The organism is Phenylobacterium sp. (assembly GCF_036501465.1).
GTDB lineage: Bacteria > Pseudomonadota > Alphaproteobacteria > Caulobacterales > Caulobacteraceae > Phenylobacterium.
Genome location: NZ_DASYAF010000108.1, coordinates 1 through 18,297, shown reverse-complemented (window position 1 = coordinate 18,297; position 18,297 = coordinate 1). Strand labels below are relative to the sequence as shown.

12 protein-coding genes are annotated in these 18,297 nt (G+C 69.4%); 5 read left to right on the top strand and 7 right to left on the bottom strand.

Annotated elements, in window-relative coordinates; translation table 11 throughout:
* The 3 genes from VGL85_RS12145 to VGL85_RS12135 form a co-directional block, all read left to right on the top strand.
* On the top strand, nt 1-1,996 hold a 1,996-nt coding region (locus VGL85_RS12145), incomplete at its 5' end, for an efflux RND transporter permease subunit (RefSeq protein WP_331589205.1).
* Nucleotides 1,989-3,233 (top strand): efflux RND transporter periplasmic adaptor subunit, encoded by a 1,245-nt coding sequence (locus tag VGL85_RS12140; protein ID WP_331589204.1) that lies wholly within the window; start codon nt 1,989-1,991, stop codon nt 3,231-3,233. The genes VGL85_RS12145 and VGL85_RS12140, both read left to right, overlap by 8 nt.
* On the top strand, nt 3,230-4,660 hold the full coding sequence (locus tag VGL85_RS12135; RefSeq protein WP_331589203.1) for an efflux transporter outer membrane subunit: 1,431 nt from the start codon (nt 3,230-3,232) through the stop codon (nt 4,658-4,660). The genes VGL85_RS12140 and VGL85_RS12135 overlap by 4 nt, the downstream gene beginning before the upstream one ends.
* Here VGL85_RS12135 and VGL85_RS12130 read toward each other — a convergent pair.
* Nucleotides 4,657-5,301 carry a helix-turn-helix domain-containing protein gene (locus tag VGL85_RS12130; protein ID WP_331589202.1) on the bottom strand — a complete coding sequence of 215 codons (645 nt, stop codon included), beginning with the start codon at nt 5,299-5,301 and terminating at the stop codon, nt 4,657-4,659. The two genes, VGL85_RS12135 and VGL85_RS12130, sit on opposite strands and share 4 nt — an antisense overlap.
* Before the next feature lie 107 nt (nt 5,302-5,408).
* Here VGL85_RS12130 and VGL85_RS12125 point away from each other — a divergent pair, with 107 nt between their 5' ends.
* Both VGL85_RS12125 and VGL85_RS12120 read left to right on the top strand, forming a co-directional pair.
* Nucleotides 5,409-7,256 (top strand): aspartyl protease family protein, encoded by a 1,848-nt coding sequence (locus VGL85_RS12125; protein ID WP_331589201.1) that lies wholly within the window; start codon nt 5,409-5,411, stop codon nt 7,254-7,256.
* A 341-nt stretch (nt 7,257-7,597) separates the two neighbouring features.
* Complete coding sequence (locus VGL85_RS12120) at nt 7,598-8,296, top strand: PEPxxWA-CTERM sorting domain-containing protein (RefSeq protein WP_331589200.1); 699 nt, start codon at nt 7,598-7,600, stop codon at nt 8,294-8,296.
* Nucleotides 8,297-8,492: 196 nt separating this feature from the next.
* Here VGL85_RS12120 and VGL85_RS12115 read toward each other — a convergent pair whose 3' ends face one another.
* From VGL85_RS12115 to VGL85_RS12090, 6 genes are all read right to left on the bottom strand, one after another.
* Complete coding sequence (locus tag VGL85_RS12115) at nt 8,493-9,863, bottom strand: amidohydrolase family protein (protein ID WP_331589199.1); 1,371 nt, start codon at nt 9,861-9,863, stop codon at nt 8,493-8,495.
* Nucleotides 9,863-11,323, bottom strand: a complete 1,461-nt coding sequence (locus VGL85_RS12110) for an amidohydrolase (protein ID WP_331589198.1) — start codon at nt 11,321-11,323, stop codon at nt 9,863-9,865. Before VGL85_RS12110 ends, VGL85_RS12115 begins: the two co-directional genes overlap by 1 nt.
* Before the next feature lie 231 nt (nt 11,324-11,554).
* Nucleotides 11,555-12,271, bottom strand: coding sequence for a hypothetical protein (locus tag VGL85_RS12105; protein ID WP_331589197.1), 717 nt, complete (start codon nt 12,269-12,271; stop codon nt 11,555-11,557).
* Between the two features lie 224 nt (nt 12,272-12,495).
* On the bottom strand, nt 12,496-14,391 hold the full coding sequence (gene mdoH, locus VGL85_RS12100; protein WP_331589196.1) for a glucans biosynthesis glucosyltransferase MdoH: 1,896 nt from the start codon (nt 14,389-14,391) through the stop codon (nt 12,496-12,498).
* A 118-nt stretch (nt 14,392-14,509) separates the two neighbouring features.
* The gene (locus tag VGL85_RS12095; protein WP_331589195.1) at nt 14,510-15,166 is read right to left on the bottom strand and encodes a DUF998 domain-containing protein; all 657 of its coding nucleotides are present in this window, start codon (nt 15,164-15,166) and stop codon (nt 14,510-14,512) included.
* A 190-nt stretch (nt 15,167-15,356) separates the two neighbouring features.
* Nucleotides 15,357-18,059 carry an adenylate/guanylate cyclase domain-containing protein gene (locus VGL85_RS12090; protein WP_331589194.1) on the bottom strand — a complete coding sequence of 901 codons (2,703 nt, stop codon included), beginning with the start codon at nt 18,057-18,059 and terminating at the stop codon, nt 15,357-15,359.
* Nucleotides 18,060-18,297 lie beyond the last annotated feature (238 nt).

Sequence of the window (18,297 nt, the reverse complement as noted above, 5' to 3'; positions counted from 1 at the left end):
CCTGGTCGACGACGCGACCGTGACCATCGAGAACATCAACTGGCACCTGGAACAGGGCAAGGACGTCAGGTCCGCAATCCTGGAGGGCGCCGCTCAGATCGTCACGCCCGCCTTCGTTTCGCTGCTCTGCATCTGCATCGTGTTCGTGCCGATGTTCCTGCTGAAGGGCGTGGCGGGCTTCCTGTTCGTGCCGATGGCCATGGCGGTGGTCTATGCGATGATCGCCTCGTTCATCCTGTCGCGGACGCTCGTCCCGACCATGGCCATGTACCTGCTGCGCACCCACGCGCAGGAGATCGCGGCCAGCCACGGGACGCGCAATCCGCTCACCCGCTTCCAGCGGCGCTTCGAGGCCGGCTTCGCCCGCGTGCGCTCGGTCTACGCGGGCCTGCTGGAGCGGGCCATGGGCGCGCGCCGGCCGTTCCTGCTGGGCTTCCTGGCGGTGGTGCTGCTGTCCTTCGTGCTGGTCCCGTTCCTGGGCAGCAACTTCTTCCCCTCGGTGGACGCCGGCCAGATGACCATCCACGTCCGCGCCCCGATCGGCACGCGGCTGGAGGACACCTCGCTGGAGTTCGGGCGCATCGAGAACACCGTCCGCAACCTGATCCCGCCGGACGAACTGGCCTCGCTGGTCGACAACATCGGCCTGCCCAACAGCTCCATCAACACGGTCTATTCGAACTCCGGGGTGATCGGGCCGGAGGACGGCGACCTCTACGTCAGCCTCAAGCCGCACCACCACCCGACCGCCGACTATGTGAAGAAGCTGCGCGAAGTGCTGCCGCGCGACTATCCGGGCACCACCTTCGCCTTCCTGCCGGCCGACATCGTCAGCCAGATCCTCAACTTCGGCTCGCCCGCGCCGATCGACCTGCAAGTCGCCGGCCCCAACGCCGACGCCAACCGGATCTACGCCAACTCGCTGATGCGCCAGATGCGCGGCATCCGCGGCCTCGCCGACATGCGCATGCAGCAGCCCGAGGGCGGGCCCGAGCTGCGCGTCAACATCGACCGCGTCCGCGCCGCCCAGCAGGGCTTGGCCGAACGCGACGTGACCAACAGCCTGTTGGGCACTCTGGCCGGCAGCGGCCAGGTCGCGCCGACCTATTGGGTGAACCCGCAGAACGGGGTCTCCTACCCGATCGTCGCCCAGACGCCGGAGTTCCGCGTGCACTCGCTGGCCAGCCTGGAGGACGTGCCGATCAACAGCTCCAACGGCGGCCCGGCCCAGGTGCTGGGCGGCCTGGGCTCGATCACCCGCGGCTCCACGCCGGCGGTGGTGACCCACTACAACGCCCTGCCGGTAATCGATATCTACGCCACCACCCAGGACCGCGACCTGGGCGCGGTGACCCGCGACATCGACAAGGTCCTGAAGGCCAACGCCAAGGGCCGGCCGAGGGGCGCCACCGTCACCCTGCGCGGCCAGATGGTCACCATGAACGACGCCTTCTCGGGCCTGTTCTTCGGCATCGTCGCGGCGATCGTGCTGATCTACCTCTTGATCGTCGTGAACTTCCAGTCGTGGCTGGACCCCTTCGTGATCATCACCGCCCTGCCAGCCGCCTTGGCCGGCATCGTCTGGATGCTGTTCGCCACCGGCACCACGCTGTCGGTGCCGGCGCTCACCGGGGCGATCATGTGCATGGGGGTGGCGACCGCCAACTCCATCCTGGTGATCAGCTTCGCGCGTGAGCGCCTGGCGGCCACCGGCGACGCGGTCCGCGCCGCCACCGAGGCCGGCTTCACCCGCTTCCGCCCGGTGGTGATGACCGCGCTCGCCATGGTGATCGGCATGACGCCCATGGCGCTGGGCCTGGGCGAAGGCGGCGAGCAGAACGCGCCCTTGGGCCGCGCCGTCATCGGCGGCCTGATCTTCGCCACCGTCGCCACCCTGATGTTCGTCCCCGTGGTCTTCAGCCTGGTGCACGGCCGCCGCCCTGCGCACGCGCCCTTGCCCACCGCGATCCCGGTCCCCGGAGAATCCTATGCCTGACTCCTCACCCGCCCATATGCCGGGCGCTCCCGACGCGGTCGGTCATGAGCCGATCGGTCATGACGTGACCACGCCCGTGGTGACCCACATCTCCAACCGGCGCCTGAAGATGGCGGGCGGGATCGCCGCCGGCGTCGCCGTCATCGTGGTGGCCGGCGGCCTGATCAGCCGGGTCAGCGCCGACCAGCGCATGAAGACCTGGACCCACGAACAGACGATCCCGACCATCAGCCTGGCCAAGATCGAGGCCGGCGGTTCGCGCCAACTGGTGCTGCCGGGCGACATCGAGGCCTTCTACAACGCCCCGATCCACGCCCGCGTCTCGGGCTACCTCAAGAAGTGGTACGTCGACATCGGAACTCCGGTGAAGGCCGGTCAGGTGCTGGCCGACATCGACACCCCCGACCTCGACCAGCAGGTGCTGCAGGCCCGCGCCGACCTGGCCACCGCCCAGGCCAACCAGCAGCTCTCCTCGACCACGGCAGAGCGCTGGAAAGGCCTGGTGGCCGCCGACGCCGTTTCCAAGCAGGAGGCCGACGAGAAGTTCGGCGACCTGGCGGCCAAGACCTCGCTGGTCAACGCCGCCCGCGCCAACCTGAACCGCCTGCTGGCGCTGGAGTCGTTCAAGAAGATCACCGCGCCCTTCGCCGGCGTGGTCACCGCCCGCAACACCGACATCGGCCAACTGATCGCGGCGGGGACGCCCACCGATCCGGCGCTGTTCACCGTCGCCGACCAGCACAAGCTTCGGGTCTATGTCCGCGCGCCGCAGAACTATTCGGCGATGATCCACGACGGCCTCACCGCCGACGTCACCGTGCCGGAATATCCGGGCCAGACCTTCAAGGCGGTGGTGACCGGCCAGGCACAGGCCGTGGGGCCGGGGAGCGGGGCCGAGCTGGTGGAGCTGTCGCTCGACAACGCCGACGGCAAGATCAAGTCGGGCGACTACGCCCAGGTCAGCTTCGACCTCACCGCGCCGGCGACCACGACCCGGCTGCCGGTCACCGCGATCCAGTACCGCCAGCAGGGCCCGGTGGTGGTGGTGGTCGGCCCCGACAGCCACGTGAAGATCCGCAAGGTCACGGTCAACCGCGACCTCGGCTCGTCGGTGGAGATCGGCGCCGGCGTCTCGGGGACGGACCGGATCGTCGACAATCCGCCGGAATCCCTGACCGACGGCGACCTGGTGCGCATCGCCGGCGCCTCGGCCCAGAAGCAGAAGGCCGGCGCGTGAGACCAGGCCTGCTGAAGCGGTTCGCCGTCGCCGCCACGGCGCTGGCCCCTGCGGCGCTGGCCCTGGGCGCCTGCTCGCTGGCGCCTGCCTACCAGCCGCCGGCGACGCCGATCGCCGCGGCGTTCAAGGAGCAGGGGCCCTGGACGCCCGCCCAGCCCGCCGACGCCCAGCCGCGCGGCCAGTGGTGGGCGATGTTCTCCGATCCGGTGCTCAACGACCTGGAGGCGCGCGCCGAGAAGGCCAGCCCGACCCTGGCCGCCGCCGTCGCCGCCTACGACCAGGCCCGGGCGCTCTCCGACCAGGCCCGCGCCGGGCTGGTCCCGGAGGTGGACGGCTCGGGCCTCGCCGACCGCCAGCGCCGCTCCAAGAACCAGCCGCTGCGGGTCGGCGGCCCGGACGCCTATTCGACCGACCAGCTCGGCGCCTCGGTGGCCTATGAGATCGACCTCTGGGGCCGGCTGCGCAACCTCGCCCGCGGGGCCGGCGAGCGCGCCCAGGCCAGCGAGGCCGACCTGCGTTCGGCGCGGCTTTCCCTGCAGGCCGACCTGGCCGACGACTACCTGACCCTGCGCGGCTACGACGCCCAGATCCGGCTGCTCAGCGACACCGTCGCCGCCTACCAGCGGGCCTATGAGTTGACGGAGGTGCTGCACAACGGCGGCAACGCCAACGGCCTGGACGTGGCCCGCGCCCAGACCCAGCTCTCCAGCGCCAAGGCCGCGCTCACCGACGTCACCGCCCAGCGCGCCCTGATGGAGCACGCCATCGCCGCCCTGGTGGGCGAGAGCGCCTCGGCCTTCAGCCTGGCGCCCACCGACGCGGCCCTGCCGCAGCCCAAGGTGGCGGTGAGCGCGCCGTCGCTGCTGCTGCAGCGCCGCCCGGACATCGCCGCCGCCGAGCGCCGCGCCGCGGCCGCCAACGCCGACATCGGCGTGGCCCGCGCGGCCCTGTTCCCGGCCTTGACCCTGGACGGCACGGCCGGCTGGCAGAACGCTGGCGGCGGCCAGCTGCTGAGCGCGCCCAACACCTTCTGGCTGATCGGCCCACAACTGGTGGGCGCGATCTTCGACGGCGGCCGGCGCGCGGCAGGCGTGCGGGCGTCCAAGGCGGCGTTCGAAGAGGCCAGCGCCAACTATCGCGGCGTGGTGCTGAACGCCTTCCGCGACGTCGAGGACGAGATGGCGCTCGCCAACCGCCTGGCGATCGAGGCCAAGGACGCGAACGACGCCGTCGTCGCCGCGCGGCGCACGGTGGACCTGGCCAATGTCCGCTACCGCCAGGGCGTCGCCACCTACCTCGACGTGGTGACCGCCCAGACCGCGGCGCTGACCGCCGAGCAGACCCAGATCCAGCTCGCCACGCGCCGGCTGCAGGCCAGCGTGAACCTGACCCGCGCGCTCGGCGGCGCCTGGGGCTCGGGCGCCTAGGCCGCCTTGCGCAGGGCGGCCGGGGTGGTCCGCGCCAGCCTGCGGATCGCGCGGCTCATGTGGGCCTGGTCGGCGAAGCCGCAGTCCTGGGCGATGAAGCTCAGGGGCTCGGCGGTGGCGCGCACCGCGGCGATGGCGCGCCGGGTCCGCTGGACCAGGCGGTAGCCCACCGGCGCCATGCCGAACACCTGGCGGAATCCGCGGCTGACGCTGCCCAGCCGCAGGCCGCGCGCGTCCGCCCAGGCGCCGAGGCAGAGCGCCGGATCGTCGTTCAGCGCCTGGGCCAGCAGGTCGGGCCAGTCGGCCGGGCGCGATGGTTTGGGCCCGAGTTCGGCCAGCATCAGCCGGGCGGCCTCGGCGCGGTCGCGTTCCGCCAGGCGGACCAGGGCGTCGGGGTCGGCGATGCGGCCGCTGAGCCGGCTTGCGGCGGCGTCGTCGATCTCCAGGACCAGCACCTCGGCGCCGCGCCGGCCGAAGCGGTCGAGATGGCTCTCCCAGGCCTGGTGCAGCAGGACGTCGCCCGCCTCCATCCAGTGCCGGCCGGTGTCGCCGGCCTCCACATAGCCGCCGCAGAGCACCACCGCGGCGAAGGCGTGGTCGTGCAGATGACGCGCCAGGGTCTCGCGCGGCGCGTGGCGCATGCGCCCCGGTTCCGCCTCGCGGACCGCCGGATGTGAAGTGCGTTCAAGATCGCTCATGACCCAAGGGCTAAGGCGGCCTGCATCGCATGGCAATTTAAAGGGATGTCATGAAAGCCCGTCTCGCCGCCGCTCTCGTCCTCTGCGCCGCCGGCGCCGCCAACGGCCAGGCCGCCCAGCCCACCGCCGCGGCGGTGCTCGACGCCAACCATGCCGCGGTCGGCGACCCGCCGGCGAGCGGGGCGGCGGAGCTCGACTTCAGCCACACCGGATCCGGCCTCACCGGCCCGGCCTCGACGCGGTTCGACCTCGCCACCGGCGCCTATGTCGACGTCCAGGACGCCGGCGGCATCCACAACAGCGACGGCTTCGACGGCAAGGTCCCCTGGCAACAGGACATCTCCGGAACCTACACGGCCCAGCAGGGGGGCGACCGGACCCAGATGGCCATCGACGCCGCCTACCGCAACGCGAACCTCTGGTGGCGGGCGGATCGCGGCGGGGCGCAGGTGAGTTACCTCGGCCGCGAGACCGATGCCGGCCGCGCCCTGGACCACCTGTCGATCATGCCCAGGGGCGGCAAGCGCTTCGACGCCTGGTTCGACGCGCAGAGCCATCTGCTGGCCAAGATCGGCTACGAGCAGCAGTTCTTCCACACCACCGAGACCTATTCGGACTATCGGCGCGAAGGCGGCCTGGACCTGGCGCACAAGGTCGTCGCCGACCCGGGCTTCGGCGAGGCCGGTATCGAGACCTCGGTCCTGACCAAGGCCAGCTTCGGCCCGGCCCGGCCCCTTTCGGTGTACGCCCGGCCGACCGCGCCGCCGAAGGGCGCGGCCATAGTCGGCGGCGCGGCCAGCGTCACGGTCCCGTTCCGCCTGCTGAACAACCACATCTATCTGCAGGCCAGGGTGGACGGCAAAGGCCCCTACACCTTCATCCTCGACACCGGCGGCCACACCCTGCTGTCGCACAAGGTGGTGACCGAAGCGGGCCTGAAACCGGTCGGCGAATCGGTGGAAAGCGGCGCCGGCGAAGGCCACTCGACCATCGGCTATGTCCATTTTGACGAGATCGCCATCGGCGCCGTGCGGCTGACCAACCAGATGGGGTTCGCCACCGAGATCTACGACAAGTCGATCGAGGGCATTCCCGTCGACGGCATGGTGGGCTTCGAGCTGGTCCGCCGGATGGTCACCACCATCGACTACGGCAAGCACACCATCACCTTCACCGACCCGGCGAAGTTCAAGCCCACGCCCGCGCTGGGCGCAGCCACACCCTTCGTCTTCTACGACCACCTGCCGTATGTGCCGGGCGAGGTGGCGGGGATACCCACCCACTTCGACATCGACACCGGCTCGCGCTCGCAGATCGACTTCACCAGCCCGTTCGTGAAGGCCAATGACCTGAAGGCCAAGTTCTCCAAGGGCGCCAGCGCCGTGGTGGGCTGGGGCGTCGGCGGGCCGGCGCGATCCTACATGGTGCGCCTGGGTTCGCTGAAGCTCGGCCCGATGGCGGTGACGGGCGTCGCCGCGGGGCTGGCGGAAGCCAAGGGCGGCTCGATGGCCGATCCCAACGTCGGCGGCAACGTCGGCGGCGGGCTGCTCAAGCAGTTCGTGGTGACCTTCGACTACGCCCACCAGGTCATGTACCTGAAGCGCATCACGCCGACGCCGCCCGACGTCGGGACCTTCGACCGCTCGGGCCTGTGGATCAACGCCAAGGACGGCGGCTTTTCGGTCACCGACGTGGCCAAGGACAGCGCCGGCGCCGCGGCGGGCCTGGCGGTGGGCGACGTGATCACCGCCATCGACGGCAGGCCCGCCATCGCCGGGCAACTGGCCGACGCGCGGCGCATGCTGCGCGACGAGCCGGCCGGGACCAAGGTGGCGCTGAGCGTTCGGCGGGGCGGAGAGACGCGGCCGGTGACCCTGACCCTCAAGGATCAGATCTAGAGGACCCTTCTCCCCTTGCGGGAGAAGGCTCGCTTCAACCCTGAGGTTTAGGGCGAGGCGGTGTCGCTCGGGACGCAGGGTCGAACTTCCAATTCCGAGCCAGGGCGGACCCGCTGAGTCGCGATGGCTGGCCCCCCACGCCTGGCCCCGTCCGTAGCCACTTCGGCGCGGGTGTCCCCTGTTTTCAGCGCCGGCCAAGCAGGTTTTCGCGTCACGCGAGAGCTCCTCTTATCTCGCGTGAGTTCAGTTGACGGGGAATCAGATCAAGTACTCGCATAATACTTCTGGCTGCCCTGCAGGGGGGTGACCGTGCCTGGAGTTTGATTATGTCAATAAGAAAGGTGTTCGGCGCGAGCGGGATCGCCGTGGGGTTTCTGTTCGGTTTCAGCAACATTGCGTTTGCGTCAGTGATGGACTTCAACAACCTGGTGTCCAACCCCTTCGTGATCGTCGATTCGGGCGCCGTGATCAGCCAGAATGGCTTCACGATCACCGACACAACGGTGGGCGTGCAGACGTTCAATACCCAGTTCGAGGCTGCCGCTTCCGGCTGGCAAAACGGCCGGGGAACCGACAACGGAACAACCACCGTGGGCATGGAGTCTCAGGATTCCAGCACGCCGATCACCTTCACCCTGACCAGTCAGGCCGCCACGCCGTTCAGCTTCGTCTCGATCGACATCGGTTCGTTGGACGCCAACGACCCCCAATTCTTCAATTCGATCGCGACGAAATGGACGTTCCTTGGCAGCCTTTTGGGCGGTGGAACGGTGAGCGAAACCATCGACACCGACCCGAACAACATCCTCACCTATTCCTTGAATTCGACGTTCCAGAACCTGACCTCGGTCAGCATCACGGCCGAATTGCCGGTGATGGGAATCTCGATCAGCAATGGGGCGGGGTTGTCGGCCGATTTCGACAACATCGTCGCGACGGACGCCGCTGTCCCCGAACCTTCGACGTGGGCGCTGATGATCAGCGGCTTCGGCCTGGCGGGAGGCCTCCTGCGCCGCCGCCGTTTGTGGGCGGCAGCCTAGGCGCCGCAGTCGGCTGTGACGCGCCGCGGGTCACTGGACCGGCGGCATCGTCATGTTCGTCTCCCACCCGTCGCCGATGGTCGCAACGCCGGCATTCGTAGAGGCGAAGCCCATGATCCGGTCGGGATGGCGGCGAAACCCCTCATCCGTCGCCCTTCGGACGACACCTTCTCCCACAGGGGGAGAAGGCTTCCGGCTACGGGTGGACGTAGCCCGGCGGCAGGGGCCGGCCGAGGTCCTTGTAGCGGTCGCGCAGTTCGAGCTGGCGCGAGGTCATCGGCTGGGCCTGGCCGTGGATGAACACCGCCGTCGCCTGGCTGAGCGGCTCGAAGGGGTCGCCCGTCCAGACCACCAGGTCGGCGTCCTTGCCGGGCTCGAGTGAGCCGGTGCGGTCGGCCACGCCGAAGATCTTCGCCGGGTTGATGGTGATCGCCTTCAGGGCCGCGTCATAGGCCATGCCGTGCGACACCGCGTTGCCGGCGCCATAGCGCATCTCGCGCTCGCGCGACGAGCCGCCGGTGGCTTCCAGGGCCACGGTGACGCCGGCGGCGGAAAGGCGGCCGGCGTTGTCCATGGTGGCGGCCAGCTCCTCATAGCTTTCCGGACGGTCGTCCAGCGGGTTCAGCAGCACCGGCACGCCGGCCTTGGCGATCTCCGGCGCCACCATCCAGGCTTCCTGGGCGCCGTCGAGGATCACCTTGATGTGCTCGTCCCTGGCGAAGGCCAGGACCTGGCGGATGTCGGAGGCGCGCTTGACCACCGCGACCAGGGGCATCTTGCCCTCGAGCACCGGGATCAGGGCCTCCAGGTCGCCCTTGGAGAGCGCCAGGCCGCGGTAGCCGGCGCGGTCGTAGGCGGCCTTGTTCTTCATGTAGTCGCGGACGTCTGCGAAGGCTTCCTTCAGCGCCACGAACTCCGCGCCCCGCGCCCCGCCGGCGATGGTCGCCCCGCCGGCGCCGAAGGGCGCCACCATGGCGACCTTGGGCCGGGTCAGGATGGCGTCGCCGACGTTGAGCGTGATCACCGCGCCCTGGCCGGAGAACAGGGCGTGGGACTTGGACCCCGTGTCGCTGGGGCCGGCGGTGTACTGGCTGGCGTCGTCGTCGTCTTCCTCGTCGGCGTCGCCGCCGCGCCGGCCCGCCGGGATCGGCAGGACCACGGCGCTGGTGAGGCCGCCGAGCCGCGCCACCGGGAACTGCACCGATCCCGGATTGAGGCCGTACTGGATGTCGAACGACGCGCCGATCTCCGGGTTGTTCACCGACAGGTCGTTGCCGAGCGAGCCCACCTCCACCGCGCCCAGCAGCGAGCCGGTGGCGAAGAAGCCGGGGGCGACCACGCCGCCGTGGGCGTCGATCACCTTGGCGTCGGCGGGCGGGGCGAGCTTGGCGCCGACCGCGACGATCTTGCCGTCCTTGAACACCACCGTGCCCGAGGCGATCTCGCCCGCCGGACCGGCGGTGAGGATCCTGGCGTTGGTGATCGCCACGGTTTCGGCGTGGGCAGCGGCGGTAGCGGTGAAGGCGAGGGCGGCCGCCGCCGCGGCGCTGAACAGGGCCTTGCGCATCAGCGGACTCCTTCGCCGGGCTGGCCGAGGTCGAAGTCCGAGCGCGGCTGGTAGTGCGGATCGCGCCGGTCGTAGGCGATGGCGCCGTCGAGGTAGACCCGATCGGTGCGGGCGTAGATCGAGAACGGATCGTGGTCCCAGATCACCAGGTCGGCGCGCTTGCCGGGCTCCAGGCTGCCGGTCTGCTTGTCGACCCCGATCGCCTTGGCCGGGTTGGAGGTGATCCACCGGATGGCCTGGGCCTCGGAGATCTGCAGGCCGGCGGCGCGGCCGGCGGCGAGCGCCTCGGCGGCCTCCTGGTTCAATCTCTGGATCAGGTCGGGGTCGTCGGACTTGATGATCGCGCAGCCGCCCTTGGCCGCATCGACCAGGGCCGCATTGGCCTCGATGCCGTCCAGCATCTCCATCTTGCCGCCCCACCAGTTGGCCCAGGTGGCCACGCAGATGTGGTTCTCGGCCAGCAGGTCGGCGATCTTGTAGGCCTCCACCGCGTGGTGGAAGGCGGCCACGTGGTAGCCGAACTCCTTGGAGATATCGATCATCTGGGCCATCTCGTCGGCCCGGTAGCAGTGGTTCTCCACCAGGATCTCGCCGCGGAGGACGGCCGACAGGGTGTCGAGGCCCAGGTCGCGCTTCGGCGGGTCGGCGCGTTCGCCCTTGGCCACCTTGGCGCGGTATTCATCCCAGCGGCGCTGGTAGTCCTGGGCGTTGATCCAGGCGGCGCGGTAGCCGGCGACATTGCCCATCCGGGTGGACGGCGCGCGGCCCTTGGAGCCGTAGACCCGCTTGGGGTTCTCGCCGCAGGCCATCTTCAGCACATAGGGCGCGCCGGGGAACTTCATGTCCTGGACGGTGCGGGCGGGGATGTTGCGCAGGACGACGCCGCGGCCGCCGATCAGGTTGCCGGAGCCCGGCAGGATGAGCAGGGTCGTCACCCCGCCGATGCGCGCGGTGTTGAAGCCGGGGTCCTGCGGCCAGACCGAGTGCTCGGCCCAGACGTCGGCGGTGACCGGGTTGGTGAGCTCGTTGCCGTCGGAATTGGCCTGCACAGCCGGCGAGGCGTAGACGCCCAGGTGGCTGTGGGCGTCGATCAGGCCGGGCGTCACCCACTTGCCGTGGGCGTCGACGGTCTCGTAGCCGGCGGGAACCGCCAGGCCCGCGCCGACGGCCTCGACCTTGCCGTCCTTCACCAGCACCACGCCGTTGTCGATCTCGCGGCCCAGGCCGTCGAAGACATGGGCGCCGACGATCGCGGTCGGGCGGCTGGGCATGGCCCGGTAGGTGGACGGGAAGGCGTCGGCCTTGGCCAGGGGATCGAGGCCCGGCAGCAGCGGCTTGGCCTTCTCCCTGGGCGCGGCAGGCGCCGCCTCGGCGGTCTTGGTCGGCGCGGTTGTCGTGGTCGCGCACCCGCTCAGCGCCACGGCCGCAAGCGCCGCGGCCGCCCATGTCCATAGACGCATGGAAACTCCCCGTCCCCGAAAGCGAAGGCCGGACACTAGGCCCGGCTCGGCGCCGGCGTAAACAGAGCACGGATGGAAATCGAACGAACGCCGGTCCGGCACGGTGAATAGGTCAACAATCCTCCTCCCCTTTGGGAGGAGATGGCAGCCGAAGGCTGGCGGAGGTGGGCCGCGCGAGATTTCGGACAGTTTCCAGCCGGTCGCCTGTCAGTGGCGTTCGGGGTTTCCGCGCTAGCAGCCTTTCAGCGCCTTGATGCTTTCAATGAAGTTCCTGCCGCCTCTGGCGACGGTGGTCACCAGAGCCTGACCATCGCAGACGGACTTCTCGGTCGCGTATCTATAGTGAGCGATGAAGGTGTCTGGGCCACTTTGATCGATCCGCGCCAGGCGAACCGGCTCCTTGAGGTGGGCATAGAAGCGAGTGAGGTTCTCAGGAGAGAACGGTCCCTTCGCTCGCTTCTCAGGAACCACCATGGTCGAGGCCACGTCTCCCTGACCGCTGCCAAGCGTCTCGTAGAAGGCGCGGATCGTTGTTGCCGCGCTCCCATACTCATCCAGGAAGTCCATCTTCTTCGCCGACGGCGTGACGCTCACGACCCACGCCACCAACGGTTCGTGGTGGTGGCCGGTCTCCGCTCCCATTTGATCCTTTAGCGTGACACTCACGCGCCGTTTCACGTTGGCCCTCAGCACCGGCCAAGTATCCTTGTTCCCGACAAGCTGAACCTGCTCGAACATCTTTGCGGGATCAGCGAACTCATCTCCCCTTATGCAGATGGGGTGATCTAGCTTCAGTACGTACGTTGGTTCCGGTGTGTCGCCTTTCTGGACGTCCTCGTAATTGGGAGGGCCAGGAAACAGAATGTACTGAAGTTCCCCATTGAGAGCCTTCGGCTCGCCCTTGCTTAGGTCATAACATTGGGAGGCGTGCGCTGACCCGACGGACATGACCGTCAGGGCGGCAAGTGGATAGACTGACCGTCTGCAAAATACGGAACGCATGTCGCCCAACCCCGCGCGATACGAACGGTAGTGTCGCACAACGCCTTCGAATGTCAGCAAATGGTCGAAAGCGGCTCTCAACCAATAGGCTGAGAGACCCCACCTCCGACCTGCTCCGCAGGCCACCTCCTCCCACAAGGGGAGGAGGATTCCGCCGTGCTGAATTCTAGCTAGCGAGCGGCTTCCCAGGTCGGGCGGGGCGGGGCGCGGAAGACCACTGGCATGGCGCTGACGCCGTGGTCGTCGGGCGTGGTCAGCACGCCGGCGCGGGCCAGGCGTTCGCCCAGGCTGCGGCGCGAGGTCAGCACCACCAGGGGCGCGGCGAACAGCAGCGGCAGGACGATGGGCGCGAAGCACACCGCCAGGTCGGGCCGGAAGCCCAGGGCCATGCAGAACAGGGCGCCGACGATCATCTGCGGGCGCATGGCGCGGAACGCGTCGCCCCAGGCCACGCCGTCGGCGTCGCGCCGCTGCGGCCGCCAGCCGGCGTCGCGGCCGCGCAGGGTCAGGAAGACGAAGCCGCTGTTGGCCACCATCATGATCGGGGCCAGCGTCGCCGACAGCGCGACCTCCAGCGCCATGGACTTCAGCACCGCCTTGCGGCCGCCGAAGGCGCGGCATTCGCCGGGCCGGCCCAGCACCAGGGCGCAGCCCAGCAGCTTCGGCCCGATCAGCAGCAGGCCCGACAGCAGCGAGGTCAGCAGGAACGGCGAGACGGTCGGGTGCAGGAAATACCAGAAGCTGTCCCAGTCCGCCGGATAGCGCAGCTGGATGATGAGGCCGATCACCAGGCCTGCGAACCACAGGGGCGAGGACAGATAGGCCATGGCGCCCATGGCGAACTGGGCGCGGCTGACGGCGTTCAGCCCCGGCGCGCCCACCAGGCGCAGGTGCTGCAGGTTGCCCTGGCACCAGCGCTGGTCGCGCTGCAGGAAGTCCAGCAGGGTGGGCGGGGTCTCCTCGCAGCTGCCGTCCAGGGCGGCGGTGACGTGGACAGCCCAGCCGGCGCGGCGCAGCAGGGCCGCCTCGACCACGTCGTGGCTGAGGATATGGCCGCCGAACGGCTTGACGCCGGGCAGGATCGGCAGGCCGGCGGCCTCGGCGAAGGCGCGGGTGCGCAGGATGGCGTTGTGGCCCCAGTAGGTGCCTTCCGCCCCGGCCCACCAGGCCAGGCCCGCCGCGGCCACCCGGCCGTACATCCGCACCCCGAACTGAGACATGCGCGCGAAGACGCTGCCGGCGTTGGTGATGGTGGGCGCGGTCTGGATCAGGCCCACGCGCGGATGGCGCTGCATGGCGTCGACCAGGCGCAGCAGGGTGTCGCCGGCCATGGTGGAGTCGGCGTCGAGGATCACCATGAACTCATAGGCGCCGCCGAACCGGCGCACCCATTCGGCGACGTTGCCGGCCTTGCGCTCGGCGTTGTCGGCCCGGCGGCGCATGAAGAGCCGGCTGTGGGCCTGGGGCCTGAGCGCGCGATAGGCCGCCTGCTCGGCCGCGACGGCGCTCTCGCGGCGGCTGTCGCTGAGCACGAAGATGTCGAAGGCCTCCGAGGCGCCCAGGCGGGCGAGCGAGGCGTCGAGCCCGGCCAGCCGGGCGAAGGCGGCCTCGGCGTCCTCGTTGTAGAGCGGCATCAGCAGGGCGGTGCGCCGGGTCGGCAGGGGCGGGTGCGGGGCGAAGCCGAGATCGTCCTGTTCGCGGCCGGTTCGCAGCACCCAGTGGCCGGCCACCGCGCTGCAGAACCAGCAGGCGATCGCGCTGGCCAGCACCAGGAAGACGCCGAAGCCCAGGGTCTCCAGGGTGTCGAAGCCGTGGCGGTTGAACAGCACGAAGGGCCCGGCGGCGACCAGGGCGGTCAGGGCCACGGTGCCGGCGGCGAGGATCCGGCGGCGTCGATCTATGTCGTGGGGCGATGTATGCGGCGCGGCAATTTCCGCCGCCAGGGGCTCGTCGAAGGCCTGACGCGGCATGGCGATCGGGGCCTCCGGCGGCAGCATCGGCGCCGGGGCGGCGTCCGCTTCCACCCAGAGGGCCGGCCTTTCCAGGCGAGTCGCCAGTTCGCTCATAGCTTCGTTGCTCCCGGCCGCCGCGAATCACGGTGCTGCGTTGCAGCATCAGGCCGACTTGCGCACAATCAATCACGAATTCGTGAATTATGCCAAATCAGAAACGAAGGGGGTCTGTCTAGACTGTTTTTGTCGCAGCGCCGGACATTCGCAGGCGCCGGTGCAGCACGAAGGCCGCGACGCCCACCCATCCGACCAGGATGATGGCGTAGCCGCGCTCCCACCAGCCGACGTTGTCGTCGTTCACCAGGTGCGGGAACATGAGGTGCTTGGTCAGCACCGTCAGCACCGCCATGGCCACGAACACCAGGGCCAGGAACAGCTTCAGCCGGGCAAGGTCGGGCCGGGTCCAGAGCCCCCAGAGCAGCAGCAGGGGGGCGAGCTGGATGCCGAGCGCCAGGTTGATCGCCAGGTGGCGCGGATCGGGCCAATGGTAGATCGCCGATTGCGCCAGGCCCCAGCCGGCCAGGACGAAGACCACCGCGGTCAGGACCCCTGCGAACCGGGCGCGGGCCAGGGCGGCGATGGCCAGGCCGAAGCCGCAGCCGGCCAGGGCGGCCATCACGCCGGCCACGAACACCCCGGCGTTGAACACCAGCGGATGGCCCGCCGCCGCGCCGCCGAGCTCGCTCAGGTACTGCCGCGACGGGTCGAAATGCGGATAGAGCGCCATGGCCGCAAGCGTGGTGGCGAAGGCCAGCAGGGGCGCGACCACGCCGCAGGCCAGCAGGGCGCGCGAGAGGCGGCCTGAAAACGGTCCAGGTTGATGACCCAAAATCTTTCCGCCGTCATGGCCGGGCTTGTCCCGGCCACCCATAGACACAGAAGATTCCAAAATTAAGTGCGGCGAAATTGGCGGCAAATTGTCGGGGACGGAGTCCATGGGTGGCCGGGACAAGCCCGGCCATGACGGTCTCTCAATTAAGATCAATGACGTGACTGGGTCTTCAGCCCGGAGCCTGCGGCTATTTCTCGGTCAGGTTCCAGACCCCGTCCCAGTCGCCGGCCGGCGGCGTCCGCTTCAGGAGCTTGCAGCGCTGGGCGTAGACCTTGGCCGGCCCGTCGTCGGGATAGAGGCCGAGCGCGGCGTCGAACGCCTTGGCCGCGGCCGCCCAGTCGCGGGCGCGATAGGCCTCGACGCCACGGCCATGCAGGCCGATCAGCTCGGCAAGCTGCGGTTCGTGGGCGCGGTAGCCGAGCGATTCGAACACCGCCACCGGCCGGTCCTTGCCCTTGACCCGGATCAGGTCGACCTCGCGCAGGGTGGCCGGGCGCTTCAGGTCGCGCACGGTCATCTCCGACAGCATGACCCGGGCGCCGTACTGCTTGCTGGCGCCCTCCAGCCGCGAGGCCAGGTTCACCGTGTCGCCGATCACCGTGTAGTCCAGGCGGCGCACCGAGCCGATGTTGCCGACCACGGTCGCGCCGGTGGAGAAGCCGATGCCGATGTCCAGCGGGCCGTGGCCGGCGGCGACGCGGCGCGCGTTCAGCCCCGCCAGGCGCTGCATCATCTCGTCGGCGACGGCCACGGCGTTGTCGGCGTCGTTCGGGCCGACCAGGGGCGCGCCGAACAGGGCCATGATCCCGTCGCCCATGTATTTGTCGAGGATGCCGCCGTGCTGGAAGATCACGTCGACCATCTCGGTGAAGTACTCGTTCAGCAGCGACACGGTCTCGCGCGGGCCCAGCGCCTCGGCGATGGAGGTGAAGCTCCGCACGTCGGAGAACATCACCGTGACCTTCTGCTCGACGCCGCCCAGCTCCAGCTCGCCGGCCGACAGCAGCTGGTCGGCCACCTCCTTGGACATGTAGCGGCTCATGGTGGAGCGGACGCGCTTCTCCTCGGTGATGTCCTCCAGCACCAGCATGGAGCCGATCCGCTCGTCGTTGGCGTCGATCAGCGGGGCGGCGGTGAGGTTGACGCTGCTGGCCCCGCCGCCGGCCCGCGACAGCTCCGCGTCCACGGCCAGCGCGATCTCGCCGGTGGCGCGGGTGCGGGCGAGGTTCTCGACCACCCAGGCGTTAGCGCCGTCGAACAGCTCGGCGGCGAGCTGGCCCACCAGGTCGTCACGCGCATAGCCCAGCAGGGTCTCGGCCGCATCGTTGGCGGTGACCAGCCGGCCCTCGGCGTCCAGGGTCAGGATGCCGTTGGAGGTGCTCTTCAGGATGCTCTCGTTGTAGTTCTTCATCGACAGCACGTCGTCGAACAGCTTGGCGTTCTCCAGGCTGACGGCGATCTGGGCGGCGAAGGCCTTCAGCCGCGCCTCGTCCTTTTGAGTGAACACCCCGCCCTTGCGGTTGAGCGCCTGGGCCACGCCGATCCGCGCGCCGGCCTTGTTGGTGATCGGCACGCAGAGGATCGAGCGGGTGGTGAAGCCGGTGTGCAGGTCCACGTCGCGGTTGAAGCGCGGGTCTTCGTAGGGCGCGGTGATGTTCTCGGTCCTGCCGCTGGTGAACACCGCGCCGGCGATGCCGGAGGTCTTGGGCACGCTGATCTGCCGCGTCTCCAGCCCGTCGGCGTAGAGGGTGAAGAGCTCGTCGGTCTTCTCGTCATAGAGGAAGAGCGTCGCCCGCTCGGCGTTCAGCAGCTGGGTCGTGGCGTGCATGATCCGCGCGATCAGCACCTCAAGCACCAGCTCGCCGGCCAGGTCCTGGGTGACCTCCAGGATCTGCTGTTCCTCGCGCAGGCTCTCCAGCATCAGGCCGAAGCCGCGGTTGATCTCCGCGTATTCGTCGGTCGACAGCACGTCGAGCTTGGCTTCGTCGAGCTGGCCGCCCTCGACGCGGCCCATGGCCTCGATGAGCCGGGCCGCCGAGCGCGAGACCTCCTGCGAGGTCAGCATCGCCATCAGCACCGAGCCCAGGATGCAGATCGCCACCACCCCAAGGGTCCAGACGTAGAGCGCCGCCAGGTCGTTCGGCGGGACGACGAAGCCGTGCTTGGACATCAGCCGGCTGAACTTGAACAGGAACGAGGCGGCGAAGAAGATCAGCGGCAGGGCGCAGACGAAGATCGTCAGGAACAGCAGCTTGCTGCGCAGCGGCACTGAGATGATCCGCGCCTGCTGCTCGGCGTGGATCGGCCCGCCGATGCCGCGGGCCAGGCGCGCGGCGACCGGCTCCATGGCGCGGCTGACCGCGAAGAACTCGAAGATCGCGTGCGAGGGCGTGGCGAAGAAGAAGGTCAGGCAGGCGAAGGCCACCAGCTGCCAGGCGGCGACGCCGGTGTGGAAGAAGTAGTTGGTCACCGAGATCGCCGCGAGCATGGCGAAGGTGGCGGCCGGGCCATGCAGGCAGATCACCCGCATGGCGGAGATCTGCGGGAAGTTGAGCGCCCGCACCAGGGCCGCGTCCAGCGCCTTGCCGTCCGGATGCTCCCCGCGGTCGAGCGCGCTCAGGACCGGCGCCAGGGGCTTGAGCTGGCGGCTGATGACGATCAGGTCGAGGGACACATAGAAGGCGACCGTCGGCCAGACGGCGATCCAGAAGATCGCCCACTGCTGGTCGGTGAACTCCAGGCCGATGGTGGCCAGGACCAGGGTGACGATCACCGCGACGAACGAGGCCAGGTTGTAGATCCAGATCAGCCGCCAGAACAGCGCGCGGCCGCTGTCGCCGCCACGCTCGGCCCCGGCGTCCAGCGCCAGCTTGGGCGCAGTCCCGTTCACCGGGGAACCCCCGGTCGATGTCTGGTTGTCTCACCCACCAGCCCAGGCGCTCCTGCCCAGACCGAGGTTACGCCGGGAAACCCGCGGCGGCCAGCCGGCTAGGTGTCGAAGCTATGAAGGTTGTTCACTCGGGGCTGGGCTGAGAGGCTGGGGTTGCGAAGCTCCAACCCTTGGTCCCGAGGCCCCGAATGAACGTGCATAAGAATGCTCGGCTGACGCCGTTTGGTCGAGCGGTGAT